The organism is Klebsiella sp. YJ (genome assembly GCF_002108615.1).
Classification (GTDB): Bacteria; Pseudomonadota; Gammaproteobacteria; order Enterobacterales; family Enterobacteriaceae; genus Klebsiella; species Klebsiella planticola.
Genome location: NZ_MTEG01000037.1, coordinates 1 through 26,293 on the forward strand (window position 1 = coordinate 1; position 26,293 = coordinate 26,293).

Sequence of the window (26,293 nt, forward strand, 5' to 3'; positions counted from 1 at the left end):
GTTAAGAATCCATGTCACTTTGAGTGCCCACACAGATTGTCTGATAAATTGTTAAAGAGCAGTGCGACGGCGCTGAGCGCTCTGTCGCGAGGTGGCGTATATTACGCCTTCCTCTTTCAGAGTCAACCCTGAATTTCAGAATTTTTTCTCTGCCGACCCGGCTTAATCTGTGAACTCGTTCACATTTGCCGTGTCAGTGGGAGCGCATTATAGGGAGTTTTGTTTGCATGGCAAGCCTTAAAATACAAAAAACTTATCAAACGCTCATTATTTGAACTTTCCCGCATTCTCCCCCGTTGCCGTGAAACGGAGAAACCCAGTAACCACGCGGCTTACAGCGGAAACAGGGCCAAATCCCCTGCGGCATAAAAAAGCGCGTGCGATATTCGTCATCGCCATTTTCCCATCTCTCTTTCTTTAATTTCCTCACCCTGCGCCGTCGCAGATGGCGAATTAAGCGGCTGTATTGACTCATGACAAAGCGCCGCTGGCCAACTCCTTTCTATAATCAGGCCCGTTTCTACATGACTGGTGTGAATCTATGGCTTATCAACTGAACATCAACTGGCCCGAGTTTTTAGAGAAGTACTGGCAAAAGCAGCCGGTGGTATTAAAGAATGCTTTCCCGGACTTCGTCGATCCGATTACGCCGGATGAGCTGGCCGGTCTGGCCATGGAACCTGAAGTCGACAGTCGCCTGGTGAGCCTGGTTAACGATCGTTGGCAGGCCAGCAACGGGCCGTTTGAACATTTTGACGGTCTGGGTGAGAGCGGCTGGTCTCTGCTGGCACAGGCGGTAAACCACTGGCATATGCCGGCGGCCGAGTTGGTACGTCCCTTCCGCGTTCTGCCGGACTGGCGCCTTGACGATCTGATGATCTCCTTCTCCGTCCCCGGCGGCGGCGTTGGCCCGCATATCGACCAGTATGACGTCTTTATTATTCAGGGAATGGGCAGCCGTCGCTGGCGCGTGGGCGACAAGCTGCCAATGCGCCAGTTCTGTCCGCACCCGGCGCTGCTGCATGTCGATCCTTTCCCGCCAATCATTGATGAAGATCTGGCGCCTGGCGATATCCTCTATATCCCGCCTGGATTCCCGCACGATGGCGTTACCCACGAAACCGCGCTGAACTACTCCGTCGGCTTCCGTGGCCCTAATGGTCGCGATCTCATCAGCAGCTTTGCCGATTACGCGCTGGAAAACGATCTCGGCGGCGAGCACTACAGCGATCCGGACCTCACCTGTCGTGAGCATCCCGGCCGCGTGGAAGAGTATGAGCTCGAGCGTTTGCGGTCGATGATGATCGACATGATTAACCAGCCGGAAGACTTTAAGCAGTGGTTCGGCCGCTTTGCGACCACCCCGCGCCATGAGCTGGACATTGCCCCGGCCGAACCGCCGTATACTGAAGAAGACGTTGTGGATGCGCTGACGGGGGGTGAAACGCTATGCCGCCTGAGCGGACTACGGGTTCTGCATATCGGCGACAGCTTCTTTGTCAACAGCGAGCAGCTGGAAACAACCGATGCGAATGCGCTGGACGCTCTGTGCCGGTACACCACCGTGGGTCAGGACGAGCTGGGCGATGCGCTACAGAATCCGGCATTTGTGGCGGAACTCGTCCGCCTGATCAATCAGGGCTACTGGTACTTCGAAGAGTAATCCCGCAGCCCCGCACGGGTCTATCCGAAAGCCTGGTTTTGCCAGGCTTTCGCCGTTTACGGCATCTGTTTTGGCAAGGTCAGGATAAAGCGCGTTGAGCGACTATCGGACTCCACCACCACGCTGCCGTGATGCGCGGCGACAATAGACTTCACGATCGCGAGGCCGATGCCGCTTCCCTCACCTTTACGCTGGCGGGAAGGATCGACGCGATAAAAACGGTCGAACAGCCGAGGTAAGTGCTCAGGCGCAATCGGTGTCCCCGGATTTTCCACCACCAGCTTCGCCTGCCCGGCGGTTTCACTGACCTGAATCGTCACCGCCTGCTGCCCCGGCGTGTAGCGGATTGCGTTCGACAACAGGTTGCTGATTGCCCGCCGTAGCATCAGCGGGTCGCCGTTCACCCAGCATCCATTTCCCGTAAAACGCAGCGTTACCTCTTTCTCCTCCGCCCAGGCTTCAAAGAAGTCGAACACTTTGTTGACCTCATCGGCCAGGTTCAGGGTTTTCTGCTCGGGGATCAGCTGATTATTGTCCGCCTGCGCCAGAAACAGCATGTCGCTCACCATCCGCGACATCCGCGAAAACTCCTCCAGACTGGAGTACAGCACATCTTCCAGCTCTTTCTGGCTGCGGGTCTGACTGAGGGCGATTTCCGTTTGCGTCACCAGGTTGGTAATCGGCGTGCGGATCTCATGGGCAATATCGGCAGAAAAGTTGGACTGGCGGGTGAAGACATCTTCAATACGTTCCAACATATGGTTAAACGAAATCACCAGCCGTTCCAGCTCCACCGGAACACTCCCGGGATTTAACCGTACGTCGAGATCTTTGGACGTGATGTTTTGAATCTGCCGGCTGACCTGGCGGATCGGTTTGTGGCCTTGATAAACCACGAACAGCACAATAAAGATGATAACAATGCTGATCACCGACGCTGCCGAAATCAGCTTCGCCTTCAGTTGGTTAATATAGTGCAGATGGAAATCAATCGATAACGCCATCAGCAGGTAATAAGCCGGTTTGCCCTCCGCCGATTTGCCGAGCGGCAGCATAATCAGCCGCCAGGCGCTGCTTTGCATCTGATGGTTATCATGCGTCATCGTCCACGGATGCGGGTCGCTCCATGAGATCACTCTCCCGTCCTGCAGGCGGGCCACCAGCCCGGGGGTGCTCATGATCTGGCTCAGATCCGGGCCATTCGGCGACTGGAAAAGCGTCTGTCCATTGGCATCATCGAGACAGATAAAGACGTTGGCGTAGCCATCAATGACGTTTTTAACGATGTCCAGGCGCTGGGCCTGCGGATAGTCGCCGTGGTTTAGCACCGTTTCAAGCGTTGTCGCGAGTTGCTTTAAGTCGTGAACATCGCGCTCTTCAAAGTGCGCTTTCACCGAATGGATCATTATCCAGGTAAAGGCAAAGAACGCCACGATAGTGGCCAGGCTGATAAAGAAAGTCAGCCGCGAAGCCAGCGAAAAGGGCCGCGGAAACCACTTACTCAACATCCGGTACCTCAAGCATATAGCCCACGCCACGCACGGTCTGGATAAGCTTCGGTTCAAAGTCATTATCGATTTTGGCCCGCAGACGTTTGACCGCCACGTCGATGGCATTGGTATCGCTATCAAAGTTCATATCCCAGACCTGGGACGCAATCAGCGAGCGGGGCAGCACTTCTCCCTGGTGGCGCAGAAAGAATTCCAGCAGCGTGAACTCTTTGCTGGTCAGGGTGATACGCGTTCCGCCGCGGGTCACTTTACGGCTCACCAGGTCGACGAACAGATCCGCCGCCTGAAACTGGCTTTCAACCATGGTCGATGCGCCGCGGCGCAGCAAAGTTCTGACCCGCGCCAGCAGCTCGGCAAAGGCAAAGGGCTTCACCAGATAGTCGTCCGCGCCCAGCTCCAGCCCCTTTACCCGATGTTCAACGCTGCCCAGAGCCGTCAGCAGCAGAACGGGCACTCCTTTATTGGCGGCGCGCAGCATTCTGACAATATCCCAGCCGTTCACATCAGGCAGCATGATATCGAGAATCAGCAGGTCATAATCGCCGGTCATCGCCAGGTGATAGCCGTTCAGACCGTTATCGGCCAGATCAACGACAAAACCGGACTCCGTCAGCCCTTTAGTCAGGTACTCCCCGGTTTTTTTCTCATCTTCGACGATCAAAATCTTCATGACATGCTCCTTCACGCGCCTTTTGTGCGGGTTTCCAATTTTAGTGGAGCCAAACCGGATAGCAATGAATTCTCAGGAAAATGACAGCTTTGTCATTTGCCTGTCACGCATCGAACAGAGGCCGTTTTGTACAGTACCCGTCATTCATTCGTCGCCGAAAACGTCCTGCCCTATGCGTAAATTAAAGCTCATCATGCTCAGCATGACTTTTGTTCTGACCGGCTGCCTCTCTTTAGCACCGGAGTACCAGCAGCCGGCCTCGCCGGTGCCGCAGCAGTTCTCACTCAGCCAGAACAAGCTGGTCACGATGCCGGCAAATTATCAGGAGAGCGGCTGGCGGACGTTTTTCGTTGACCCACAGGTGAAATCGCTGATTGGCGAAGCGCTGCTGAACAACCGGGATTTGCGCATGGCGACGCTCAAAGTTCAGGAGGCAAGAGCGCAATATGGCGTCACTGACGCCGATCGCTACCCGCAGCTTGATAGCGCAGCCAGCACCACCTGGAGCGGCAAACTCAAAGGTGACACCACCACCGCCAGCGACTATCAGGCCGGGCTAAACCTCAGCTTTGATCTCGATTTCTTCGGCCGTCTGAAAAACTTAAGCGAGGCGGACAGGCAAAACTATTTCGCCAGCGAGGAAGCCCGCCGGGCGGTCCATATCTTATTAATCTCGAACGTCTCACAGAGCTATTTCAACCAGCGCCTGGCCTGGGCTCAGCTGCAGGTGGCGAAGGAGACATTGCAGAACTATCAGCGTTCCTACGCCTTTGTCGAGAAACAGCTGCTGACCGGCAGCACCAATGTCCTGGCGCTGGAGCAGGCCCGCGGGGTGATCGAAAGTACCCGTGCCGATATTGCCAAACGTGAAGGCGAACTGGCGCAGGCCAACAACGCCCTGCAGCTGCTGCTGGGCAGCTACCAGCATCTGCCTGATGACGCGGCCAGCAGCCTCCTTGATATCAACGGTGTCGCCTTGCCGCCGGCGCTCTCCTCACAGATCCTGCTGCAGCGCCCGGATATTTTAGAAGCCGAGCACGGTTTACGGGCCGCGAACGCCAATATCGGCGCCGCGCGCGCGGCCTTTTTCCCGTCGATAACCTTAACCAGCTCGCTGTCCGGCAGCAGCGCGGATTTGTCCCGCTTGTTTAACCCCGCCAGCGGGATGTGGAATTTCGTCCCCAAAATCGAACTGCCGATTTTTAATGCCGGGCGCAATCAGGCCAACCTCGATTTAGCAGAAATCCGCCAGCAGCAGTCGGTGGTGAATTATGAGCAAAAAATTCAGGCCGCCTTCAAAGAGGTCGCCGATGCGCTGGCACTGCGCCAGAGCCTGGCTGACCAAATCAGCGCTCAGCAACGCTACCTCGCTTCGCTGCAGACGACCCAGCAGCGTGCCAGAGCGCTCTATCAGCACGGCGCGGTGAGCTATATCGAAGTGCTGGATGCCGAGCGCTCGCTGTTCACCACGCAACAAACCCTGCTGGACCTCAACTACGCCCGTCAGGTCAACGAAATCAAGCTATTCACCGCCCTCGGTGGCGGCTGGGTGGAATAAATCCTCATTTACTTTCAGGAGCATGCATGATGAATCACCTTACTAAAACCCTCATTTTCGGCCTTCTTTCTACGGTGATGTTCGGCGCGCAGGCCAGCGAACATCAGCATGGCGAAATGATGAACCCCGCGCCCGCCGCGCAACAAACGCCGGCTATCAGTGCCACCGGCGAGGTTAAATCCATTGATATGGAAAGCAAAAAGGTCACCATCGCCCATGATGCGATTCCGGCGGTGAACTGGCCGCCGATGACCATGCGTTTCACCTTTACCCCGCAAACGCCGCTCAACGACATTAAAGCCGGCAGCAAAGTGGCCTTTACCTTTATTCAGCAGGGCAATCTGTCCTTATTACAGGATATCCATCTCGCACAGTAACGCCCACGGAGATAGTTTCCCAATAACACCGGAATGGACACAAATATGGCCTCGTTAACCCTCAAAAACAGCGCGCTGATTATCGGCAGTATGCTTATTGGCGGCATGATCTCCGCAAGCCTGTACGCCTGGTTCTCGCCCCCAACCGCCGCGAACAGCGCGGCAGCGACCGATACAAAAGAGGCCCGTAAAGTGCTGTTCTGGTATGACCCGATGTACCCTAATACGCGCTTTGATAAACCGGGAAAATCCCCGTTTATGGATATGGACCTGGTGGCAAAGTATGCCGACGAAGGGGGAGCCTCCCCTTCCACACCCGGCGTGCGTATCGATCCCACGCAGACCCAAAATCTGGGGCTGAAAACCGAACCCGTTCGCCGTGGCCCGCTGCATTTCGAGCAGCTGCTGCCGGCGAGCGTCAGTTTTAACGAATACCAGTTTGTGATTGTGCAGGCGCGCTCGGCGGGATTTATCGAGAAGGTCTATCCCCTGACCGTCGGCGATAAAATTCGCCAGGGCACGCCGCTGGTCGATCTGACCATTCCGGACTGGGTCGAAGCCCAGAGCGAATATCTGCTGCTGCGGGATACCGGCGGAACCGCCACCCAGGTGGAGGGGATCCTCGAGCGTCTGCGCCTCGCCGGCATGCCGGAAGAGGATATTCGCCGCTTAAAAGCGACGCGCAAAATTCAGACCCGCTTCACCCTCAAAGCGCCGATCGATGGCGTCATTACCGCCTTTGATTTACGCAGCGGGATGAACATCACCAAAGATAACGTGGTGGCGAAAATTCAGGGAATGGATCCGGTGTGGATCAGCGCCGCGGTGCCGGAATCTATTGCCTGGCTGCTTAAAGAGAGCTCGCAGTTTACGATTTCCGTTCCGGCCTGGCCGGGGAAAACCTTTACCATCAGCAAATGGACGATTTTGCCCAGCGCAGATGCCACGACCCGCACGCTACAGCTTCGCCTGCAGGTGGATAACCCCGATGAGATGCTCAAACCGGGAATGAACGCCTGGCTCCGGCTGAACACCCAAAGCCAGCCGATGCTATTGATCCCCTCAAAAGCCCTGATCGATACCGGCACGGAGCAGCGGGTGATCACGGTTGACAACGACGGGCGTTTTATCCCGAAACGTATCGACGTGTTCCAGCAATCCGGCGGCCTCACGGCGGTCAGCGCCGGCCTCAGCGAAGGCGAAAAGGTGGTCTCCAGCGGCCTGTTCCTGATCGATTCGGAAGCCAATATTTCCGGCGCTCTGGACAGGATGCGCGCGCAGACGCCTGCCGCGCTGCCGACACCCGCGGCGCACGCCCACTAAGGAGATGGCAAATGATTGAATGGATAATCCGTCGCTCGGTGGCCAACCGCTTTCTGGTGATGATGGGCGCGCTGTTTCTCAGCCTCTGGGGCGCGTGGACGATAGTCCATACGCCGGTCGATGCGCTGCCGGATCTCTCGGATGTGCAGGTTATCGTTAAAACCAGCTATCCGGGGCAGGCGCCGCAAATCGTCGAAAATCAGGTCACCTGGCCGCTGACCACCACCATGCTGTCGGTACCGGGAGCCAAAACGGTACGCGGCTTCTCGCAGTTTGGCGACTCCTATGTGTACGTCATTTTTGAGGATGGTACCGACCCCTACTGGGCGCGCTCCCGGGTACTGGAATATCTCAACCAGGTGCAGGGTAAACTGCCGGCGGGCGTCAGCGCCGAAATGGGACCGGATGCAACCGGCGTGGGCTGGATCTTCGAATATGCGCTGGTCGATCGCAGCGGTAAACACGATCTCGCCGAACTGCGCTCGCTGCAGGACTGGTTTTTAAAATACGAGCTGAAAACCATCCCCAATGTCTCGGAAGTGGCATCGGTCGGCGGCGTGGTCAAAGAGTATCAGATTGTTGTCGACCCGCAGAAACTGACCCAGTATGGCATCAGCCTGTCGGCGGTGAAATCCGCGCTGGACGCCTCCAACCAGGAGGCGGGCGGTTCGTCCGTCGAGCTGTCGGAAGCTGAGTATATGGTGCGCGCCAGCGGCTACCTGCAGACGCTGGATGACTTCAATAATATCGTGTTGAAAACCGGCGACAACGGCGTGCCGGTCTTTCTACGCGACGTGGCGCGGGTGCAAACAGGTCCGGAAATGCGCCGCGGTATCGCCGAACTGAACGGCCAAGGCGAAGTGGCCGGCGGCGTGGTGATCCTGCGATCCGGCAAAAACGCCCGCGAAGTGATTTCCGCCGTTAAACACAAGCTCGAGACCCTGAAAAGCAGCCTGCCGGAAGGGGTGGAAATCGTGACGACCTACGATCGCAGCCAGCTGATCGACCGGGCGATCGACAACCTCAGCTATAAGTTGCTGGAGGAGTTTATCGTCGTGGCGCTGGTCTGCGCGCTGTTCCTGTGGCACATCCGCTCCGCTCTGGTGGCGATTATCTCGCTGCCGCTTGGGCTCTGTATCGCCTTTATCGTCATGCATTTTCAGGGGCTGAACGCCAATATCATGTCGCTGGGCGGTATCGCCATTGCCGTAGGGGCGATGGTTGACGCCGCCATCGTGATGATCGAAAACGCCCATAAGCGGCTGGAAGAGTGGGAGCACCACCACCCGGGGCAGAAACTGGCCAACGACACGCGCTGGAAAATTATCACCGATGCCTCGGTGGAGGTCGGCCCGGCGCTGTTTATCAGCCTGCTGATTATCACCCTGTCGTTTATCCCGATTTTTACCCTCGAAGGGCAAGAGGGGAAGCTGTTTGGCCCCCTCGCCTTTACCAAAACCTGGTCGATGGCGGGCGCGGCGCTGCTGGCGATCGTGGTGATCCCGATCCTGATGGGCTTCTGGATCCGCGGCAAGATCCCGGCGGAAACCAGTAATCCGCTCAACCGCTTTTTGATCCGCATTTACCATCCTCTGTTGCTGAAGGTTCTGCACTGGCCGAAAACCACCCTGCTGGTCGCTCTGCTGTCGATCCTGACGATTATCTGGCCACTTAGTCGGGTCGGCGGCGAGTTCTTACCGCAGATCAACGAAGGCGATCTGCTGTATATGCCCTCGACGCTGCCGGGGATCTCAGCTGCGCAGGCGGCGGATATGCTGCAAAAGACCGATAAGCTGATCATGACCGTGCCGGAAGTGGCCCGCGTGTTTGGCAAGACCGGTAAGGCAGAAACCGCCACCGACTCCGCGCCGCTGGAAATGGTCGAAACCACCATTCAGCTCAAGCCGCAGGCGCAGTGGCGAGCGGGGATGACCATGGAGAAAATTATCGAGGAGCTGGATAAGACCGTGCGCCTGCCGGGACTGGCCAATCTGTGGGTACCGCCGATTCGTAACCGCATCGATATGCTCTCCACCGGGATCAAAAGCCCGATCGGCATTAAGGTTTCCGGCACGGTACTCTCCGATATCGACGAGGTCGCAGAACGGATCGAAGTGGTCGCCCGAACCGTACCGGGCGTCACCTCGGCGCTGGCAGAACGCCTGGTGGGCGGGCGCTATCTTAATATCGCTATCAACCGCGAAAAAGCGGCCCGCTATGGCATGACCGTAGGCGACGTTCAGCTGTTTGTGTCGTCGGCCATCGGCGGCGCCATGGTGGGCGAAACGGTAGAAGGCGTCGAGCGCTATCCGATCAACATCCGCTACCCGCAAAGCTATCGCGACAGCCCGGAAGCCCTGCGCCAGCTGCCAGTCCTGACCCCGATGAAACAGCAAATCACCCTCGGCGACGTCGCCGAAGTGAAGGTGGTGACCGGTCCTTCGATGCTGAAAACCGAGAATGCCCGCCCGGCCAGTTGGATCTACATCGACGCCCGCGATCGCGACATGGTCTCCGTGGTTCACGACCTGCAAAAAACCATCGCCGAACAGGTGCAGATGAAACCGGGGATCAGCGTCTCGTACTCCGGACAGTTTGAGTTGCTCGAACGCGCCAATCAGAAGCTGAAGCTGATGGTGCCGATGACGCTGATGATCATCTTCGTCCTGCTCTACCTGGCGTTCCGCCGCTTTGGCGAGGCCCTGCTGATCATTACCAGCGTACCGTTCGCCCTCGTTGGCGGTATCTGGTTCTTGTACGGGATGGGGTTCCATCTGTCGGTTGCCACCGGCACCGGGTTTATTGCGCTGGCCGGGGTGGCGGCGGAGTTTGGCGTGGTGATGCTGATGTACCTGCGTCACGCGATTGAAGCTCATCCGTCGCTGGAAAATCCGCAGACCTTTAGCGTCGAAAAGCTCGACGAGGCGCTGTATCAGGGGGCGGTGCTGCGCGTGCGGCCAAAGGCGATGACCGTGGCGGTGATTATCGCCGGCCTGCTGCCCATCTTATGGGGCACCGGCGCGGGATCGGAGGTGATGAGCCGCATCGCCGCCCCGATGATCGGCGGGATGATCACCGCCCCGCTGCTGTCGCTGTTTATCATCCCGGCAGCGTATAAGCTGATGTGGCTGTACCGGCACCGGCAGACGCGGAAAGTGGCATCCTGATCCACCTCAGCGAAAGGGGCGATTGTCGCTCCTTTCGCTTGTTCGCCGCGCGATTAGCGGCCCAGCCGTTTTTCATACTGCGCCTGGAACTGCGGCGCATTCCACGAACCGTCAAACAGGGTGTAGGTGATATAGCCCTTATTCAACCAGCCGCTGTCGGTGTCCGCCGTCGTTGGCGTCAGCGATGCCGGATTCATGCCCTGCTTCGCCGTGCCGTCAGCCTGCAGCTCATAGCTAATCTGCGGAACAGGAAACTGCTCATTGTCGATGTAATGGACGCCTTTAATCTCCGTTGCCGGCAGCGGCGGGTAGTTGATACTCAGCCCCGACCCTTTGGGTAATAAGGCGGCCCCCGGCTCGCGGGTGGCGTTCAGCTTATCCACCACGGTCACGACGTAATCCACCGAATCCGGCCAGTATTTATGCGTGCTCGGCCATTTGTTTTTCATCTCCTGTTCCGTGAAGCGATAGCCGATGCTGGCGGCGATCGCCGGGAAACCGTAGCGCAGCGCGCGGGCCGCAGCGCTGACGGTCCCCGAATTCACCTGCGCCATGCCGGTATTGGGACCATCATTCACCCCAGAAATGACCAGGTCCGGCGCCGCCTCTTTCATCAGCCCCCACAGGCCAAAATCCACGGCATCCGCCGGCGTGCCCGGGAAGCAGTAGCGCTTGTCAGCCACTTTCTTAACATCGAACGTTTTACCCGGTTTGAAGGTTATCGCTGAGCCGATGCCGCTCTGGTTGGTGTCGGGCGCCACCATCCACACGTCATACCCTTTGGCGGCCAGCTTTTCCTGCAACGACGTGGTGCCAACCGACTGGCAGCCATCGTCGTTAACCAGCAGGATTCTGAGCGGTTTTTCCGCCGCCTGAGTCGAGGCGGTCAGTATGGTGAGCAGCGCAGCGGCGAGGATGTTGATTTTCACGATAACTCCTTAGTCAGTATCAAGATATTTGTCTGGCGCAAAAAAAAACCTAAGAGAGCTGCACGCAAATTGACTTGCGCCAGCTCTCTTAGGTTTTGCCGTTATTCCGTTACAATCCCAGGACAAGGGGAAAATACCCCGTATCGCCAGGATAATCCAGAGGCAGCAGGTTTATTATGTGACTATGATCAATAACGCCAGACTATTTATGCTAAAAATAAAGGCTGCGAAATGATATTTAACCTGAATCTTAACACCTAATTCTTACGAATTCACCATGTCACTCTTCAACGATATTCCGGAGATTGAAATGTTATTGGTAACAATCCACAGGGCATGCGAACGATCACATTTATTAATATAAAAACAAATTCCGCCTGTTTTTCCACCGCTAACATGATAAGGTCGACGGTAGTGGATTGTTACTGTTTCCAACACAGGCAAAACCTACGTCAGATACTCCGGCGGCATCATAAAATATGCCCATCCCGAGTCACTGACGTAGGTTTTTTTTTGGCTTTCACATAATAAACAGGAGAACAATATGAATAAATGGCTAACCGCAATCATCATGTTCGCCAGCGCCGCAACCTGTTCAGCAGCGGAAATGAAAGACGATGGCAGCATTAATATCTATTTTGCCCGACACGGGAAAACGCTATTAAATACCTTCGACCGCGTGCAGGGATGGGCCGATTCTCCGCTGACTGAAGACGGTATCCGCGTCGCCCGTTATCTCGGCGAAGGTTTAAAAGGGGTGAAGTTCGACCGCTTTTATTCCAGCGATGCCGGGCGACAGCGGGAAACCCTGGCGGTGATTCTGAAGCAGGCCGGGATCGCCCATTATCACCCGATCGAGCTGCCAGGCCTACGCGAAGCCTTTTTTGGCAGCTTTGAAGGCGGCTTCAACAAGGATATGGCCGCGGCTGGCGCCAAACAGCTGGGGTTAAAAGACAGCGCCGCGCTGTTCAGCAAAATGAAGGCAGGCGCTCTGCCGGTGGCTGAAAGCCAGAACGCACTGGCCGCAGCCGACCCGCAGGGCATGGCGGAAAATTATCAGCAGGTGAAGAGCCGTACTCAGGCAGCGTTGCATACCCTCGTTGAAAATGCCGAGGCCCATGGCGACAAAAATATCCTCGCCATTTCGTCCGGCACGGCGATGCAAATTATGATTTCCGACCTCACCGCCGACACGGCGAAAGATAAACCGCTGGCCAACGCCGCAGTGGTGAAAATTGTCTATAAAAATGGCACATATTCGGTTCCAGAAATCGGCACAATGAAATATGTCGAAGCCGGCAAGCAGGCCCTCAATAACAATAACTGATCGCTTAATTATATTATTGCAGATAACTGCTGACGCCAGCCCCGGCTGGCTCGCAGCATATCGCCTCGGGGTTTATAATGAAAAACAATATTATTACTATGCTGCTGCTGACGCTTCCTGCCTACGTCTGGTCAGCGAATGATGTTGCGCAAGCGGATATGATTGATACGGTATTTGCCGATCCTTTTTTTAGCCAGTCACATATGACGCTATCGCTTAAAAACTACTGGAAATATCTTAAGGAAGAGGAGACAGAACCCAAGAAAGTGCACAACGCCTGGGGCCAGGGTGTTGCCGTGGATTACCAGTCAGGTTATTTCGCCGATATCATTGGCTTCGATGCAACTTATTACGGTGCCATCAAGCTGGGCGCCAGCGATTATTTTAACTCGCGCGGCGTGCTCTATAATAACGGGAGCGGTAATAAAAAGAGCAATGCCGAGGGGTTTTCCAAGTTTGGTCAGCGCAACATGAAGCTGAAATATCAACTCGCCGATCTCAATCTGAACGCCCGCTGGGGCTGGCAGATGATGAAAAACACTGGCGTGATCTCCACCTCTACCCGGCTGTCGCCCACCACCTATCTCGGCTGGAGCGGCGGCGTCAACTACGGTGACGTGACCCTGCGCGGCGCCTATATCGACAGTTCGATGGACCGTAACTCGCCGGATAAGAAACGCTTCCAGACCAACACCGGACGGTATCTCAACCATATCGCCAGCGGCGATCTACTGTGGCAGAGCGAACGGCTGAATTTACAGTACGGCTATGGTGAAAGCGATAACTACCTGCGCCGCCATGTGCTGTTCACGCAACTCAAACCGCTGAAGCAGCTGAATATCGGTACGCAGATTTATGCCACTCACGCTCTGGATGAATATAAAGCGATGCCGGCCAATAAACGCGATTTCGACAGCGATGCCCGACATTATGCGATTGATGTCAAATGGCAGGCGGACAACTGGAGCTCCAGGTGGGGACTGGGCTATACCGATGCCGAAAAAGCCCACGAAATCGGCTTTTTCCCCCGGCATATGAGCAAAAACTCACGCGGCACCTTTATTTCGATGGCCTACGCCGGCAGCGACTACCTGCGTGACGGGGAGCTGGTGCTGGCGAATATTTCAGACTACAACCTGACGCCAGAGCTGGCGATAGGCCTGGCGGGCAACATTGCGCAGTTTAACTACAAGGGCAACCACGTGCGCACGGGCGAAATCAACGCTTTTAGCCGCTGGGTGCCAACGCATCCGCAGCTAAAAAACCTGACCGTCTGGGCGATGTTCGGGCCAGGATGGTCCTATCGCATGAACGGAAAAACGCCGGTGCTGAACGATGGACGCTATATCCGGGCCAACTCCCTCTCTTCCGAGGTCATCATCGAGTATCGCTTTGCTCTGTTCTGATATCTCGCCGCGACACGCGATGATACCGGCAATCAGGCGAAACAGCACGCTCAGCGCTCGTAAAATAGCCGTACGTCGGTAAACTGCCGGCAACCCGTTATCGCGTATCTTTTCGTGAAACAATAGAACAACGGCGCGTCAGGCTCCTCCTGTGGTAGCCTGCGCCCCGCCACTCTGCCCACCGACTGCCGAGGGATTGCCTTGCAAACCATTCGTACCGTGCCGTTACCCGATGAAAGCCGGATCGTGAACCTCTTCCCTTCCCCCGAGCTTGCGGATGCTTTCGCCATCACCCTGCCTCCTGATGCGCCTGCTGATATCAATACTCTGGCTCATCAGGTACTGGCGAGGCCGCCGCGCTGGTTCAAATGGCTGCTGGCCTGTCGGGATCTTATGGTCAGGCCCTTCGGGATCCAGTCCTCCGCTCAGATGCGCGCAAAACTGGTCGCAGAGGGCACTCCGCATATCGATTTTTTCCCGGTACTCGCGGTCGAGGCCAACGAGCTGATCGTCGGCGCCAATGACAGCCATCTCGATTTCAGGATTGCCGTGGTGCATCGTCAGCGTCGCGAGACGCCGACCAATCAAAAAGAGGTGGTGCTGGCTTCCGTGGTGCGCTGCCATAACCGAACCGGGAAACTTTATATCACGTTGATTGCCCCATTCCACCGCCTGGTGGTGCGCGCCATGCTCAAAAGAGCGGCAGCAAGGGGCTGGCGATAACCGCGCCCAGGGTCTGCGGCGCGGTGAATCTGCGCTGGCGACGAGAAGCGCGGCCCGCTCACTATTCCGTGGGCAATACGCCTCCTTTAGCCCAGTGCGTTTTGGGTATTTCGACAATGACCACATCCACGCTCTCCGGTTTGCATTTCAGCGTTTCAACCGCGACCCGGGTCGCTTCACGGGCAAAATCGCGCTTTTGTTCAGGCGTGCGGCCCGGCTGTAATTCTAAACGTAAAACAGGCATATTTTTCTCTCCGCTGAGACCCCGTCTGGGGTCGATGAGTGAATCTTTGCCGAAAGGTGAGGACGAATAAATGGGTGTCAGGTTGAGTGAATCAGAACCTACAGGTTGTTAATCATGGATAAACTTGCCGGAATGGAGATGTTTGTCAGGGTTGTCGAGTGCGGCAGCTTTGCCTCAGCGGCCGATGTCAGCGACGTATCGGCCACGATGGTGGCCAAACAGATCCGGGCGATTGAGCAACGGCTTGGCGCACGTTTGCTGCACCGCACCACGCGTCGCCAACAGTTAACCGAAGTCGGACAGCTCTACTATGAGCGCTGTCGCCGAGTGCTGGCAGAATTTTCTCTCGCCGAAAATAGCGCCACGGAGCTGCAATCGACAGCCAAAGGGCTGGTCCATATGGTGGCGCCGGTCAGCTTCGGCTGTCAGATACTGGTCCCGGCGTTGAGCGTCTACATGGCGCAAAACCCGGAGGTCAACGTCATGCTGACGCTGGATAACCAAACGCCAAACTTGAGTAGCGGGAATGCGGAGTTAGGTATTCATATTGGTGAGATTCACCAGACGGATATCGTTGCCCGGCCGCTGCACGCCTACCGGCGGATCCTTGCCGCCTCTCCCGACTACCTCCGTCAGCACGGGACGCCGACGCATCCGGATCAGCTGAGTCACTTTAGCTGTCTGGGGATGTCCTACTGGATACATCAGGATCGCTGGGAACTGATGGGGCCCAATGGCGAGATCGTTAAAGCGGTAGTGAAAGGTCGGTTTATGTCTAACCAGGGCCATGCGCTGAGGATTGCCGCACTGAACGGCTGCGGCATCGTGCTGCAACCGGAATCGCTGCTGAAGGAAGATATCGCCGAGGGACGCCTGGTGCCGGTGCTACCCAAGTGGTCCTATAAGCCAACGCCGATGTATCTTATTTATCAACAGGATACCCGCCCATCAGCCAAGCTGCGCAGTGTAATTGATTTTCTGATACAGCGCTTTGGCGCGCAGCAATAACGGATGAAACGATTTCACACCGATGTCTGCGCCACCCCGGGGTCAACACGCCCGTTTTGACGACGGCACAAAACACGCTGCCGGGGGCCTGCTGAGGCCTCCGGCAAACAGATTTATTGCGATTTCTTCTCCAGCGCCTCCCACAGCCCCAGCAGATAGGTTACCCCCAGCGCGCGATCGTAAAGACCGTATCCGGGACGCCCGGTTTCGCCCCAGATAAACCGGCCGTGATCCGGGCGGATATAGCCGTCAAAGCCATTATCATGGAGGGCCTGCATGACGCGATACATATCCAGCGAGCCATACTGCGACGGATGAGCGGATTCGTAAAAATCTTTATCTTTAATCAGCTTAATGTTGCGTACGTGGGCAAAATGGATCCGCTTACGACGCGTGAATTCGGCAAGAATTTCATAGACGTTATTATCCGGATCTTCCGCAATCGACCCGGTGCACAGCGTGATGCCATTCGCCGGTGAATCCACGGCATCGCAAATCTTCGCCAGGTCATCCCGATTTTTCACCACCCGCGGGAGGCCAAAAATAGAGTACGGCGGATCGTCCGGATGAATCGCCATTTTCACCCCCACTTCCTCGCACACCGGGATAATTTCTCTGAGGAAATAAAACAGATTTTCCCGCAGCTTAGTATCATCGACTCCGCGATAGCGGGCGAACAACTCCTGCACTTTAGCCAGCCGCTCGGGCTCCCATCCCGGTAATGCAAAACCGTTGGCGTTATCGAGAACCTCTTTGACGACCTCTTCCAGACTCTTATCGATGCCGCTTTTTTCGAAGGCCATCGTCAGCGAACCGTCCGGCAGGACGTAGTTCATGTCGGTCTTCATCCAGTCGAAGACCGGCATGAAGTTATAACAGATGACCTTGACGCCAAAGCCCGCCAGATTACGGATCGTCTGTTTATAGTTTTCGATATAGCGATCGCGTGCCGGGGTGCCTATTTTGATGTCATCGTGAATGTTAACGCTTTCAATCACTTCCATTGTCAGGCCCGCGGCATGGACCTGGTCAACCAGAGCTTTAATTTTTTCGACTGGCCAGACTTCTCCGGGAGCAACGTCATACAGTGCCCCGACAACACCTTCCACACCCGGCACCTGCCGGATATATTCCAGTGGGATTTTGTCTTCCTGTGGCCCAAACCAGCGCATTGTCATCTGCATTTTTTATCCGCCTTAATCGTTGCTGCTATGCATTTTACGAGATGTACCATACTAGTATTGGATAGCATATGCAGTAATTATCGTTTGATCAACCACCTCGTTAAAAAAGAGTGACGAGGCGATAAAAAAGAGTCGCAGGCTGAGCGCGATCTTCATTATCCTGGCTGCGGTTAATTGTTTTTATCTTGTAAAAAAATAACAAATTCAGTTTAAATTTATCATCATCTATAACACGACTTTATTTTTAACCATTAAATTGATCCCGGCTTTTATTTCAGCCTCTGAATATCGCTGATGAAATACATGCGTTAAGTCACAATTTTATCATTACATCTTGTATGGTAGTAGACAACCAATGAAAAGGAAGCTTACCCTCAACGCCATTATGTTCTCGTCATACACCGGCCCCGGCTTAACACTGGGGATGCGTAGTAAAAGCGACATCGTGTACGGAGTTTTTATGTCACTGATAAACAATAGTTTTATGATAAACAACGCGCCAGGTCAGCGGCTGTACTCTGAGATTGCAAAAGCGTTACCGATTATTGATTACCACTGTCATCTTGATGCCAGAGCCATTTGGGAGAATAAACCGTTCACGGATATTACTCAGCTGTGGCTGGAAGGCGATCATTACAAATGGCGGGCAATGCGGGCTAATGGAATATCGGAACAAAGAATTACCGGTAATGCTTCCGCCGAAGAAAAGTTTGAAGCCTGGGCGCAAACTGTCGAAGCCAGTTTTGGCAATCCTCTTTATCACTGGACCCACCTTGAGCTGAAACATTATTTTGCGATCGACGAAACGCTTAATAGCAAAAACTGGCGCGATATTATGGCGCAGTGTAATACGCAATTACGCCACGACGACTTTTTACCGCAGGCGCTTATCCGCCGTTCAAACGTGGAAGCGCTGTGCACGACCGACGGGCCGCTCGACGATCTGGAATACCATCGGCTGCTGGCAGCAAAAAGCGACTTTTCCCCACGCGTTTTGCCCACATTTCGTCCTGATGAGCTGTTCGACACCTGCCCCGAGCGCTTCCTGACGTTTGTCTCCCGACTGGCGCAGAAAACCCAGCGGGCGATCACCTCGCTGGATAGTTTCCTGGCCGCTCTCGAAGCGCGTATTGATTTTTTCCACAGCACGGGCTGTCGCGTATCGGACCACGGTCCGCTGGCGATCCGTTTTTGCCCGCTTGATGAAGTCGGGCAGGCCGCGCTGTTTCAGCGTCGGCTGGCAGGAGAGACGCTGGATGAGCACGCGCTTCAGGCATGGGAAAGTATGATTTTTGTCGCGCTGGCCAAAATGTACAAGCAGCGCGACTGGGCAATGCAGATTCACTTTGGCGCTATTCGCAACAATAACGCGACCATGTTCAACAAGGTCGGCATCAACTGCGGCTTTGACTCTATTGGCGATCAAACTCACCTTGCGCAGAGCCTGAACGCGTTGCTTAACGCCATGGTGGAAAATGACGGTCTACCGAAAACCATTCTTTATAACCTCAATGCCAGCTATAACGACGTGGTCGCCTCGACCCTCGCCAACTTCCAGAGCGGCGAGGATGGCATGAAATCACCGCTGCAGTTCGGCTCCGGATGGTGGTTTAACGATACCCGACGCGGCATGGTTAACCAGCTCAATACGCTGGCCGATCAGGGGCTGTTGGCCAACTTTATCGGCATGCTGACCGATTCCCGCAGCTTCGTCTCCTACACCCGACATGATTATTTCCGCCGGATCCTTTGTGACCTGGTTGGCGGTTGGGTAGAGAAAGGTGAAGTGCCGGAAGATCGCGCCATCCTCGACGCCATGATCCGCGGTATTTGCGTGGACAACGCCCGTCGTTATTTTCGTTTTTGACCCGTCAGATACAGGGATAAACCATGACTCGTAAGAACAGAAAAGTGACCATCCCCGTCAGTATCGGCTACGGTCTGACGGATATTATGGGTGGCGGCGCATTTACCGTCATTGGCGCATGGCTGCTTTTCTTCTATACCACCTTTGTCGGCCTGTCGCCGATTGAAGCGGCGTCGATTGTTGCGATCGCGCGTATCGTGGATGCCATCGTCAGCCTGTTTATGGGCAGCTTCACGGACCATTTTTATAAAAACTATTTGGGTAAGAAATTTGGCCGGCGGCGGTTTTTCCTGCTGATCGGCGCGCCGCTCATGCTGGTTTACACCCTGCTGTGGCTAAACGGCATGAACTACTGGTTCTATCTCGCGGTGTATCTGGCCTTTGAGATCATTGCCGCTATGGTGCTTATCCCGTGGGAAACGCTGCCCTCCGAGATGACCAAAGATTTTAATAGCCGGACCAAACTGTCCACATGCCGTATGTTCCTGTCGGCATCCGGGACCTTTCTCGCCACCTTTATCCCCGGTCTGCTGATTGGCGCGCTGGGTGAAAACAATGCGGATGCCTATCTGGTTAACGGCGTGGTGTTTGCCGTGATGTTTATGGTCTGCGTCTTTATCTCGTGGAAAGTGACCTGGGAACGCGAACTGACGCCGGAAATGCTGGCGGAAATGGAAAAAGAGCGCAAGTCGACCACGGCGGCCGAGAAGCTTGTCGCCTTTGGCAACCTGTTTAAGGAATATGCCTCTACCCTGAAGGTGCGGGCGTTCCGTAAGCACCTGGCGATTTATCTCTTTTCCTTCACGGCGAAGGACGTCTACAACACCGTGTTCGTCTTTTTCTGCGTCTACTGCCTGAACGTCTCATCCTCACTGGCGGGCACGCTGCTGTCGATGAGTATCGTCGGGCTCCCGGTTACGCTGGCGGCGGGCGTGGCGATCATTAAGTATGGTCCCTCTCGCCTCTATGTCTTCGCCTATAGCCTGATGCTGCTGTGCCTCGGCGGCTTCTTCCTGGTGTATCAGTTCCCGACCGACAACAAGGTCATGCTGCTGGTGATCATCGCAGGTATCTATCAGGTCGGCCGCTGCGTGCTGGAATTTACGCCGTGGAACGTCTTCCCGTTTATTCCCGATATTGACGAAATGATTACCCGCCAGCGTCGTGAAGGCCTGTTTGCCGCGGTGATGACGTTCTCGCGTAAAACGACGGTCGCAATCGCCACCTTTGCCGTGGGCCTGCTGTTGCAAAGCGGCGGCTTCGTGAAAGGGAGCCTGACTCAGCCTCAGGAAGCGATTAATACCATCGCGACACTGCTGTTTGCCGGCACCGCCGTGCTGCTGCTGATTGCCCTGTGGCAGGCGCTGACCTTCCATCTGAACAAACGTACGCACAAGATTTTTGTCGATGAGATTGAGCGCCTGAAGGCGAACGGTCTTAAACAGGACGTCACGCCTGAAGCGCGCCATGTGGTTGAAGACCTGACGGGTTATCGCTACGACACGCTCTGGGGTGACACCCCGCCCGAGCGAGTAAAGGCGGGCGACCCCACCTCGGTACTGAACTGACAGATACCGCCGGCAGCGGCATCACGCCTGCTGCCGCGCGGTAGCCCTGCCCGGCTGACCCGATCAAGGTCAGCCGATCCATCGCCGCGGATTCTCCGCCAGACATGCTCCTGATTTTATCATTCGACGACGACAGACGCGTGAGCCGCGCAGGTGAAGCCGGAGCAGGGCAAAAAGAGGGATTTAAGGCACCTTCTCGCGCTGGAGCAAGCGGATTACTTCACCATTTTCTGCGTTTTCTCGACATCCTTCAGCCCGCCTTCGTTGACGGCATTGTTATAGCCCATGCCTTGCAGCATTTTTTCTGCTTTGCCGGACTGGTTCCCCGTATTGCAGTACAGGTGCAGCGTGTCATTCTTATCTTTTGCCACTTCGCCGATGCGCGCATCCAGCTGTTTCAGGGGAATATTCACCGCCCCTTCAACATGCGTATCCTGGAACTGGTCTGGGGTGCGGACATCAATCCAGTGCTCAGCCGCCCACAATGAGGTGGACGCCATCAGCATGGCGCCGGTCAAGATCGTTTTTTTCATTAGCCGGGTCAGATTAAACATGACGATAGTTCTCCTTATTTGTTTTCCTGGTCAGCCGAAATGATACTAGCGAAGGTATCCCAGGCGATCGTTGACCTGATCAGGAAAATGGGCAGAAAGCGGATAATCGATGATCTGTGCGCAAAGTCAGCACGGCAGGCAAACTGGCAGTCTCAGTTAAAATTACTATGCTTAAAGATAACGTCACCGGTTTCTATGTTGATTTTATAGGGAGTAGGTATGGGATTCTGGAGAATTGTTTTAACGATTATTTTGCCGCCACTTGGCGTATTACTGGGTAAAGGATTTGGCTGGGCATTTATTCTGAATATTGTCCTGACATTGCTGGGTTATATCCCCGGCCTGATTCACGCATTCTGGGTACAAACGCGCGATTAACCAATATCATCATGACGGCGCAGCGGCGCCGTTTATTTTTTCAGGTATTTTGCATCTGCATCTTATTTTATTTTTACGGGGTGAGCCGCCCGTTTTGAGCGAAGAAGGGAGGTTAATTCGGCAAACTGCATGCAACAAAAAACCCGCACAGGGCGGGTTCATTTATTATCAGCAGAGCTTATCTGCTCAGGCTATCGCCTTCATCGCTATTGTAAACGTCGCTGATAATGAGCGCGGCTTACAGCGGAGTGACGTTGCCGGCTGCCGGGCCTTTCGCGCCATTTTCAATGGTGAAAGAAACCTGCTGGCCTTCATCAAGGGTCTTGAAGTTGTCACTCTGGATTGCAGAGAAATGTACGAATACATCTTTGCTGCCATCGTTCGGAGTGATAAAGCCAAAACCTTTATCTGCGTTAAACCATTTTACTAAACCAGTCATTTTATTAGACATAGATACTTCCTTAATTAATGAGCCACTAAGAGCGGCGATGATGGCCTGTATTTAGAGTTACTTATTTGGCACTTAGGAGGAGGCTCATGAAGAAGGGTATCTGTGGATAGCTCTTGAACTGAGGACTGCTTTACTAAAACTGCTTTCATAAGGTCTGTGTTCCAAACCGATGACGTTATTAAGACATAGAGAAATTATTATAGCAAGGTTTATGTTTTTTTATTTTAACCGCTTAAACACCCGGATGGCCATATGTCTGTTAAAAGTAGCCGGTAACATCAATCGCCATGTCAGCTTCGCACAATAGCAATACGCCTGATATTTCACGGATTCGTTTTCGTATTTTGCAATCAAGGGTCATGCCTGTGCCGCAGGCATCAATGTCATGAGAGAAAACAGGAACAAATGAGAAAATGAACCGGCTCTGCGGGCAGGCCGGGCTGGCTAAACACGGGTAAAAACCTGCTGAACAGACGGGCGTGCGGCGGGTTTAAATAGCTGCGGAAACCAGGACGCGCCCTTCCCCCACGGTCACGCTATACCGCCGGTGATTAACGCCAGCCGGTAGCCGGATCTACTGCCCTGCGGATGGGCATCCGCTCCTGCCGTCCCACGTGGATTATTCACCCTTTACACGAATCCGTTTCATCCTGTCGATCGGATTGCCCTGCCGATCGAAGTAGCGACTCGGCCATATTTCCGCAGGGTCGATACCCAGCGCCTGCGCGATCAAAAACTCCCCTTTAGGCCAGGGGCGAGACAGCGTGTTGGCTAACGTTGACGAGCTCAGTCCCGCCTGGCGGGACACCGCCGCCAGAGACAGGTTACGCTTTTTTAATTGCGCAATGATATCAGCCGGATGCATATCAGTTCTGTTCATCTCATTCATTCCTTTGCGTTAGTGAAGCCGTTCATATTACCACCAACACACTAAGTAATACTTAGTACATTTTCAACTAACAGCTCCCAGAATCGTGATTCTGTTTCCAGTCTTTCAGGATCATCATGCTGCCGCACCGTTTAAAAGAAGCACGCCTCAGAACGGGACTTTCCCAACAAAAACTGGGTATCCTCGCGGGTATTGATGAGGCGACGGCGAGTGCGCGGATGAACCAGTATGAACGCGGCATCCACACTCCCGACTTCGCGCTGGCCTGTCGGCTGGCAGAAGTGCTGAAGATCCCGGCCTGTTATTTCTATACGGTCGAAGACGATCTGGCGGAAGTGGTAGCCGGCTGGTATCAGCGCTGAGCGTCAGGCGAGTTTATCCGGATCACACTTTTTAACCTGGGCTATTCCCTGATAAAAAACAGGTGTTATCATTCACCCCGTAAATACCTATCTACTCAACCCGAGGCTTTGATGCTGGAGAATGTCATCATCCGATAATCAGCTCCCCGACCTTTTCAGGCCGGACTGATTATCAATGCGCCGAAATCGAATGCGGACACCGCTGTGTGTTTGCACGTTTTGCACATGATGATTAAACAGGTTTTCCAGCATGAATTTATCCCGTCAGGAACAACGTACCTTACACGTTCTCGCCAAAGGTGGACGTATTGCGCACGTCCGCGATGCATCTGGCCGCGTGACTTCCGTGGAATGCTACAGCCGCGAAGGGCTTCTGCTCGCCGACTGCACGCTCGCCGTTTTCAAAAAACTCAAAACCAAAAAGCTGATCAAATCCGTCAACGGTCAACCCTATCGCATTAATACCACCGGGCTGAACAACGTTCGCGCCCAGACCGATAACCGCTAAGGAGAGAGCGATGACCACAGACCACTTCACTTTTCATATCACCGACGAGAGCGATGCCAGCGACAAGCCTTATTTCACGCCGGAGGCCCCCAAGGCCATCTCCCGTTCTCCTGACCAAGTCAATAAAAGGTATTAACTCATGGATATCCCACGTATTTTTACAATTAGCGAAAGTGAACATCGCATCCATAATCCGTTCACCCCGGAAAAGTACGCCACCCTGGGTCGCGTGTTACGCATGAAGCCGGACACCCACATTCTCGATCTCGGCAGCGGCTCGGGTGAGATGCTCTGCACCTGGGCGCGCGGCCATGGCATTACCGGCACCGGCATCGATATGAGCCCGCTGTTCACCGCGCAGGCCAGGCGGCGCGCGGAAGAGCTCGGCGTCAGCAGTAAGGTTCATTTTATTCATAACGATGCCGCAGGGTATGTTGCAGAAGAGAAATACGATGTGGCCGCCTGCGTCGGCGCGACATGGATTGCCGGTGGGTTTGCCGGGACAGTCGGACTACTGGCGCAGAGTCTGAAACCGGGCGGGATCATGCTTATTGGCGAACCGTACTGGCGTCAGCTCCCCGCGACGGAAGAGATAGCCCAGGCCTGCGGGGTCTCCTCCGTGGCCGATTTCCTTCCCCTTCCCGACCTTGTCGCCTGTTTCGACCAACTCGGCTATGACGTGGTGGAAATGGTGCTGGCGGACCAGGAAGGCTGGGATCGCTACGAAGCCGCGAAGTGGCTCACTATGCGCCGCTGGCTGGAGGAAAACCCTGACGATGACTTTGCCCCGGAGGTTCGAACCGAACTGACGATAGCCCCCAAACGCCATGTCACCTGGACCCGGGAATACTTTGGCTGGGGCGTGTTTGCATTAATCGCCCGCTGAAGTGAAGCTGGCGGTATAGCTGAAACGGGCTATACCGCCATTCGGGCATGTTCGACACATTATCACACCAGATCCTCTCAGCCTGATGACCAACCGACAGGGATGCCGTTCATCACAAGCTAAGAGTTCTGGTGGATAACATGGTCACGAGAGGGATATCGTCTTACCGTGACATCAGAACCACGCCTCAAACATGCCGCCCACGTTCAGGGAATCCAGCTGTTCGTCGCTGGTGCCGTTCACTTTCGCCGTACGTTGGTTGTCGACCTGACCGCCGGTCACGTAGAAGCGCAGCATCGGACGGAACTCCGGCCCCATACCAATCGCGATGTTCTGCGACAGCGTCAGCTTCCAGCCGTGGTTATCCCCGCCCCGATCGTAGTCAACGCGCTGGTAACCCGCTTCCAGCCAGGTGGAGTGCACATCGTTCCAGAAGTACATCGGACGAACGATGGCGCCGTAGTTCTTGCGGTTGTCAGTGTTGTCCTTACTGTTGTCATAGTCATGGAAGGCCAACAGGTATTCGACCTGCGCCTGCCGGGTGAACTTATAGTTGCCCTCGAAGCTGGCGTAGACGGTGGTCAACCCGTCCGTTTTGTTGTAAACGCTGTTATCGGCGTTATCGGAATAGCGCAGGATAACTTTGTTTACGCCGCTGTCGTCGCTGTTGGTGTGGCTCAACAGCAGTCCGCCCTGCCAGGCATCAATCTGCGCGTCGTTGTCCACCGCTTTGGAGTCAAAGCCGTAGTTGGCATAGACCTCGACATCGATGGGCCCGGCCTTAATGTTGTGGGTTTTGGTGGTCAGCGCATAGTGACCGTCGTCGCCGGTGCCAGAGCCGCCGGTACAGGTGATGCGCGATGGGTTAGACTCGTCGGCCATGACTTCCGGACTACAGGACTCTACCTGCGAAACTGCCGCGACATCGAACTGCACGCCGCCGATATCGAAGTTTTTCACCCCGGCGCCCTGGCCATCGTGGTTCATCCAGAAGTAGTCGTTGATGCCCTGCTGTGGACGTTGGTGGAAGTCACGTCCTGCCCAGAGGTAGGCCCCGGGGTTGGATGCCAGCACATTGGTGACGCCAACGTAGGCTTTTTTCAGGTTAACTTCGTCGCTCCAGTGGTCAAACATCACGTTGATATCCCAGATTGCCCCCTGGCTGCTCTTAAAGGCTTTGGTAATCTGGAATTCGCCGCCGTTACCTTCGTTGCCCAGGCGACCAATCGCCGAGGCACCGTTATAGGACCCATCCACACCGATATATTTCTGATCGCCGGTCTGGAAATGGGCGCCGTAGCGGGCGTAGCCGCTAAACTTCAGACCGAATGGAATCGCCATATCCGGCGACTGTGCGGCAGTTTGCGGATTGGTCTCCAGATCCACCTTCTTTGCAGCGGCGGCGTCCATTTTCGCCTGGCGGTCCGCCAGCGCCTTATCGACGGCTTTCGCCACAATGGCGTCAATTTGTTCCTGAGTAAATTCTTGGGCCATAACAGAGGAAAAAGGGCAAAGCGCGGCGATAACCGCCATAGTTAATGGAAGTTTTTTTATCATGTTCATGTCTATCTCAATATAGTTTAATTGTATTCAGATAATAACAATCCCATTCTGGGTGACAGAATATGTCGCTATCATAAGAACAATATCATTGTTATTTTTACGGTCGCAGAGGCTTTACGCTATTCTGGTGATAATGTCTCCATGAGTGATATTTTCTGATGTGCGCCGGTACAGATG

At 54.8% G+C, this 26,293-nt stretch carries 24 protein-coding genes and 1 pseudogene; 16 read left to right on the top strand and 9 right to left on the bottom strand.

Features of this window, described 5'->3' with window-relative positions:
- Positions 1-541: 541 nt before the first annotated feature.
- Entirely contained in the window at positions 542-1,663 is a 1,122-nt protein-coding gene (locus tag BV390_RS26870; protein ID WP_032689662.1) for a ribosomal protein uL16 3-hydroxylase, read from the top strand.
- 56 nt (positions 1,664-1,719) lie between these two features.
- On the opposite strand, the gene BV390_RS26875 is transcribed toward BV390_RS26870, so the two are convergent.
- Together BV390_RS26875 and BV390_RS26880 are read right to left on the bottom strand one after the other, a co-directional pair.
- On the bottom strand, positions 1,720-3,171 hold the full coding sequence (locus tag BV390_RS26875) for a Cu(+)/Ag(+) sensor histidine kinase (protein WP_085397540.1): 1,452 nt from the start codon (positions 3,169-3,171) through the stop codon (positions 1,720-1,722).
- Complete coding sequence (locus BV390_RS26880; protein ID WP_032689664.1) at positions 3,161-3,844, bottom strand: copper/silver response regulator transcription factor; 684 nt, start codon at positions 3,842-3,844, stop codon at positions 3,161-3,163. The genes BV390_RS26875 and BV390_RS26880 overlap by 11 nt, the downstream gene beginning before the upstream one ends.
- Positions 3,845-4,016: 172 nt before the next feature.
- Here BV390_RS26880 and BV390_RS26885 point away from each other — a divergent pair, with 172 nt between their 5' ends.
- From BV390_RS26885 to BV390_RS26900, 4 genes are read left to right on the top strand one after another with little or no spacing between them, the layout of a single operon-like run.
- The gene (locus BV390_RS26885) at positions 4,017-5,402 is read left to right on the top strand and encodes an efflux transporter outer membrane subunit (protein WP_046853163.1); all 1,386 of its coding nucleotides are present in this window, start codon (positions 4,017-4,019) and stop codon (positions 5,400-5,402) included.
- Between the two features lie 29 nt (positions 5,403-5,431).
- Positions 5,432-5,779, top strand: a complete 348-nt coding sequence (gene cusF / locus BV390_RS26890; protein ID WP_032698007.1) for a cation efflux system protein CusF — start codon at positions 5,432-5,434, stop codon at positions 5,777-5,779.
- A 45-nt stretch (positions 5,780-5,824) separates the two neighbouring features.
- Positions 5,825-7,102, top strand: a complete 1,278-nt coding sequence (locus BV390_RS26895) for an efflux RND transporter periplasmic adaptor subunit (protein ID WP_085397541.1) — start codon at positions 5,825-5,827, stop codon at positions 7,100-7,102.
- 11 nt (positions 7,103-7,113) lie between these two features.
- Positions 7,114-10,269 (top strand): CusA/CzcA family heavy metal efflux RND transporter, encoded by a 3,156-nt coding sequence (locus BV390_RS26900; protein WP_047663927.1) that lies wholly within the window; start codon positions 7,114-7,116, stop codon positions 10,267-10,269.
- Positions 10,270-10,322: 53 nt separating this feature from the next.
- On the opposite strand, the gene surE is transcribed toward BV390_RS26900, so the two are convergent.
- Positions 10,323-11,198 carry a 5'/3'-nucleotidase SurE gene (gene surE / locus BV390_RS26905; RefSeq protein WP_064793465.1) on the bottom strand — a complete coding sequence of 292 codons (876 nt, stop codon included), beginning with the start codon at positions 11,196-11,198 and terminating at the stop codon, positions 10,323-10,325.
- A 544-nt stretch (positions 11,199-11,742) separates the two neighbouring features.
- Here surE and BV390_RS26910 point away from each other — a divergent pair.
- The 3 genes from BV390_RS26910 to BV390_RS26920 all read left to right on the top strand — a co-directional run bounded on the left by BV390_RS26910 (position 11,743) and on the right by BV390_RS26920 (position 14,654).
- Entirely contained in the window at positions 11,743-12,525 is a 783-nt protein-coding gene (locus BV390_RS26910) for a histidine phosphatase family protein (protein WP_032697975.1), read from the top strand.
- A 77-nt stretch (positions 12,526-12,602) separates the two neighbouring features.
- Positions 12,603-13,931 (top strand): OprD family outer membrane porin, encoded by a 1,329-nt coding sequence (locus tag BV390_RS26915; RefSeq protein WP_085397542.1) that lies wholly within the window; start codon positions 12,603-12,605, stop codon positions 13,929-13,931.
- A gap of 201 nt (positions 13,932-14,132) precedes the next feature.
- Positions 14,133-14,654, top strand: a complete 522-nt coding sequence (locus tag BV390_RS26920) for a DUF2867 domain-containing protein (RefSeq protein WP_047663923.1) — start codon at positions 14,133-14,135, stop codon at positions 14,652-14,654.
- A 61-nt stretch (positions 14,655-14,715) separates the two neighbouring features.
- Here BV390_RS26920 and BV390_RS26925 read toward each other — a convergent pair whose 3' ends face one another.
- Positions 14,716-14,979, bottom strand: a complete 264-nt coding sequence (locus tag BV390_RS26925; protein WP_228304998.1) for a 4-oxalocrotonate tautomerase — start codon at positions 14,977-14,979, stop codon at positions 14,716-14,718.
- Between the two features lie 33 nt (positions 14,980-15,012).
- Here BV390_RS26925 and BV390_RS26930 point away from each other — a divergent pair, with 33 nt between their 5' ends.
- Positions 15,013-15,906, top strand: coding sequence for a LysR family transcriptional regulator (locus BV390_RS26930; protein WP_032689672.1), 894 nt, complete (start codon positions 15,013-15,015; stop codon positions 15,904-15,906).
- Between the two features lie 113 nt (positions 15,907-16,019).
- On the opposite strand, the gene uxuA is transcribed toward BV390_RS26930, so the two are convergent.
- Entirely contained in the window at positions 16,020-17,090 is a 1,071-nt protein-coding gene (gene uxuA, locus BV390_RS26935) for a mannonate dehydratase (protein ID WP_032689673.1), read from the bottom strand.
- 460 nt (positions 17,091-17,550) lie between these two features.
- Between uxuA and uxaC the strand changes: the two genes are divergently transcribed.
- Positions 17,551-18,957, top strand: a complete 1,407-nt coding sequence (gene uxaC / locus BV390_RS26940) for a glucuronate isomerase (protein WP_047663917.1) — start codon at positions 17,551-17,553, stop codon at positions 18,955-18,957.
- Positions 18,958-18,980: 23 nt separating this feature from the next.
- A complete protein-coding gene (locus tag BV390_RS26945) occupies positions 18,981-20,525 on the top strand; it encodes an MFS transporter (RefSeq protein ID WP_085397543.1) in 1,545 nt (514 codons plus the stop codon).
- Positions 20,526-20,740: 215 nt separating this feature from the next.
- On the opposite strand, the gene pspE is transcribed toward BV390_RS26945, so the two are convergent.
- Complete coding sequence (pspE, locus tag BV390_RS26950; protein WP_085397544.1) at positions 20,741-21,079, bottom strand: thiosulfate sulfurtransferase PspE; 339 nt, start codon at positions 21,077-21,079, stop codon at positions 20,741-20,743.
- Positions 21,080-21,298: 219 nt separating this feature from the next.
- On the opposite strand from pspE, the gene BV390_RS26955 reads away from it, so the two are divergent.
- Positions 21,299-21,457 (top strand): YqaE/Pmp3 family membrane protein, encoded by a 159-nt coding sequence (locus BV390_RS26955; protein ID WP_015585265.1) that lies wholly within the window; start codon positions 21,299-21,301, stop codon positions 21,455-21,457.
- A gap of 238 nt (positions 21,458-21,695) precedes the next feature.
- On the opposite strand, the gene cspE is transcribed toward BV390_RS26955, so the two are convergent.
- Both cspE and BV390_RS26965 read right to left on the bottom strand, forming a co-directional pair.
- Complete coding sequence (cspE, locus tag BV390_RS26960) at positions 21,696-21,908, bottom strand: transcription antiterminator/RNA stability regulator CspE (RefSeq protein WP_007720208.1); 213 nt, start codon at positions 21,906-21,908, stop codon at positions 21,696-21,698.
- Between the two features lie 619 nt (positions 21,909-22,527).
- Entirely contained in the window at positions 22,528-22,788 is a 261-nt protein-coding gene (locus BV390_RS26965) for a helix-turn-helix domain-containing protein (RefSeq protein ID WP_032689679.1), read from the bottom strand.
- A 125-nt stretch (positions 22,789-22,913) separates the two neighbouring features.
- On the opposite strand from BV390_RS26965, the gene BV390_RS26970 reads away from it, so the two are divergent.
- The 4 genes and pseudogenes from BV390_RS26970 to BV390_RS26980 all read left to right on the top strand — a co-directional run.
- Positions 22,914-23,159 carry a helix-turn-helix transcriptional regulator gene (locus BV390_RS26970; RefSeq protein ID WP_032689680.1) on the top strand — a complete coding sequence of 82 codons (246 nt, stop codon included), beginning with the start codon at positions 22,914-22,916 and terminating at the stop codon, positions 23,157-23,159.
- A 250-nt stretch (positions 23,160-23,409) separates the two neighbouring features.
- On the top strand, positions 23,410-23,667 hold the full coding sequence (locus tag BV390_RS26975; protein ID WP_032689681.1) for a YjhX family toxin: 258 nt from the start codon (positions 23,410-23,412) through the stop codon (positions 23,665-23,667).
- Positions 23,668-23,677: 10 nt separating this feature from the next.
- Positions 23,678-23,803, top strand: a complete 126-nt coding sequence (locus tag BV390_RS31830; RefSeq protein ID WP_255380409.1) for a hypothetical protein — start codon at positions 23,678-23,680, stop codon at positions 23,801-23,803.
- Positions 23,804-23,806: 3 nt separating this feature from the next.
- A pseudogene (locus BV390_RS26980) lies at positions 23,807-24,553 on the top strand (SAM-dependent methyltransferase); the annotation flags it as partial.
- A 174-nt stretch (positions 24,554-24,727) separates the two neighbouring features.
- Here the strand turns inward: BV390_RS26980 and BV390_RS26985 are convergent.
- A complete protein-coding gene (locus BV390_RS26985) occupies positions 24,728-26,116 on the bottom strand; it encodes a carbohydrate porin (protein ID WP_032697986.1) in 1,389 nt (462 codons plus the stop codon).
- Positions 26,117-26,293: the final 177 nt, after the last annotated feature.